Genomic DNA, 2209 nt, shown 5'->3' on the forward strand with positions numbered 1-2209 from the left:
AGGGCCATTCTGTCATCGGTCATCGTCTTCTTCTCCAGGTTCGAGTTCGCATCCGAACCCTACCAGAAGATCGACGGTGGCCACCCTCTCAGGGAAACCTTCCTACACCACCCCGTGGGACACGACCTCCATCAGCGCGCGAATGCGCCGCCATGCGGTTTGCCTGCACCATGGAAATAGGCGGTCGTCCGACCCCAATTCCGCGCTTTGGGCGAAGGCGAGCAGTTCGGCCAGGAAACGGTGCGGTAACGGCACGCCGCGAAACACCGTGCGGCGGCGCTTGAGAGTGCGGAACACCACGCGCCCAGTTTCCATGTCGAGCCGTCGAGGCGTGATTTGCAATCCCTCTGATACCCGGCAGCCGGTGTAATAGAGCAAACGGCAGAACAGGCGCGTCTGGCGATCGGCCTTGCGAGCCACCGCCAGCAGGGCTTTTGCCTCGCCATGGGTGAGGTATTTGCGCTCGCCTTCGGCGGTAAATAGCTGGCCTTCGCCATAGTTGATGCTCACCTGCTTGCTCCTTGTCCAAGCGGTGCAACCGATTGGGCTATAGCGTTGCAAGGCCATGGTCGGCAAAATCCAGCGCCACAGCGGGTTTTTGCTTGAATTGGTGAAGCGGTGGCTATTGGTTTTGAGCGAGGTGGCAGCATCAAAACAGTAGAGATTCCGGGCGCTTCGCCCGCAACAGAATAGCCCATAATGTAGCGTTCCACTCATCGGTTCCTTGGCGGATGAGGGATTTTTGCCATGGTAAGGCGGTGGTGGCGATATTGTGCGGCTGGGGCGCTGATGTTCGCCCCGACGCTTGCAGGGGCGCAAACCTGTGCCAGCCTCCAAGCAGAATTGATGGGGTCATCCGGCACGGCGCTGGGGATCGCCGCTGACTATCCCAAAACTCACATGGCGATCGTCGCCTGCATGGTGGGTAGCGACAATTCCACCGATGCCGGTGGCTGCGCCATCGCGGTCATTGTCACGGCATGCTTTGGCCTGACGCGCGGGGAATGCGATGACCTCGGCTATCGCTGGGAACGGGTCGTCAACACCTACAAACGCGTGACGGCGCGAATGCGCGAATTGGGGTGCCGCTCATGAGGCGGCTCCTTTTAGCCGCGCTAGGCGCGGTATGCCTCGCGGCTCCGGCGATGGCCGGGGAACTGAGAGCCGAACGTGATTCCGTGCTACGTGAACTGACGCGGGATGAAATTGCGCATCGCAGAAGTTTATGCGCTAGCGGACAGATGCCTGCATCGGTTGCAAGGGTACGTGCATCGGGTTTTCAAACACTTTCCGCAAGTGAGCGGTGCGTGACGGTGCTGACACGCGCAGGGCGAGACGGCTCGTTGCGTTATGTGAGCCAACAGGATGGCCGAATAACGCCTGCTATCGCGTTCGATAGCGGTTTCGTTGAAGCATACCTCAAGCGTGAGGCCGTGCCCGCCGATACGCCAGCCATGGCGACGCTGTTGCCAGTGGCTGACCGCTGCCTTGCCCAGAATGAACCCAATACACGGCTATGCAACACGGCGGGGTATCTTCTCGGCACCCGCGCAGCGCGTGGCGAACTTGTTCCCGTTTCCTAACCCTGCAATACGAGGTGTCTCCGATGCGCTACGTCCCGATGAAGGATTTTGGGAAGCACGAGGTCGTCGCAGGTTCCGAACCTTGCTCGCAATGTAGTGGAAGGGGAGAACTGCGTTGTGGATCGTGCGGCGTTTCTGGGCAAAGCGGACCATATCGCTGCAATTATTGCGGTGGGCGTGGCAGCGTGCGCTGCGGTAACTGCAACGGCTATGGGTATATTCATTATCCTGATTGAGCAGCGTTAGGCGCTGCTAATGCCTTGGCCCGAAGAGGCCGGGGCGCGAGCGGTCACACCGTGGGAAGGCTCCGCCCCAGCGCTATGGTCAGCAACAGGTAGGTTGAGGGATTTGAACTCCGCCAGCCGGTCTTGCACCGACGTGGCGATGGCGCTGTCGCACATCGGTGAAGCAAGCTGTGCTGCCAACGTAGTCGCCTGTGTTGGGGGCATGGCATTTTGCTCTTCTCGCTTCACGGCGGCATCTATTGCCGACAAATCCCGCTGGGACTGTCAGGATTTCCGTGTGTGGCCGGGCATAATGGGTAACAAGGAGTCCCACTATGTCACGACGCAAAGAGCCTGCCATACCGAATGAGCTTCTCGATCAGCTTTTGGCGGGCGGCGCTG

The 2209-nt window shown here is 59.9% G+C and carries 3 protein-coding genes; 2 read left to right on the plus strand and 1 reads right to left on the minus strand.

The features are described 5' to 3' along the window. Positions 1-102: 102 nt before the first annotated feature. Complete coding sequence (locus EWH12_RS21715; protein ID WP_165363699.1) at positions 103-510, minus strand: tyrosine-type recombinase/integrase; 408 nt, start codon at positions 508-510, stop codon at positions 103-105. 279 nt (positions 511-789) lie between these two features. Here EWH12_RS21715 and EWH12_RS21720 point away from each other — a divergent pair, with 279 nt between their 5' ends. Both EWH12_RS21720 and EWH12_RS21725 read left to right on the plus strand, forming a co-directional pair. Then, a complete protein-coding gene (locus EWH12_RS21720) occupies positions 790-1095 on the plus strand; it encodes a hypothetical protein (protein WP_129927801.1) in 306 nt (101 codons plus the stop codon). A gap of 50 nt (positions 1096-1145) precedes the next feature. Continuing rightward, entirely contained in the window at positions 1146-1583 is a 438-nt protein-coding gene (locus tag EWH12_RS21725; RefSeq protein ID WP_129927802.1) for a hypothetical protein, read from the plus strand. Positions 1584-2209 lie beyond the last annotated feature (626 nt).

It is taken from the genome of Sphingobium cupriresistens (genome assembly GCF_004152865.1).
GTDB classification, from domain to species: Bacteria; Pseudomonadota; Alphaproteobacteria; order Sphingomonadales; family Sphingomonadaceae; genus Sphingobium; species Sphingobium cupriresistens.

Coding starts and splice junctions, on each gene's coding strand:
- EWH12_RS21720 (WP_129927801.1), top strand. CDS start 790: ATGTTCGCCCCGACGCTTGCAGGGGCGCAAACCTGTGCCAGCCTCCAA.
- EWH12_RS21725 (WP_129927802.1), top strand. CDS start 1,146: ATGGCCGGGGAACTGAGAGCCGAACGTGATTCCGTGCTACGTGAACTG.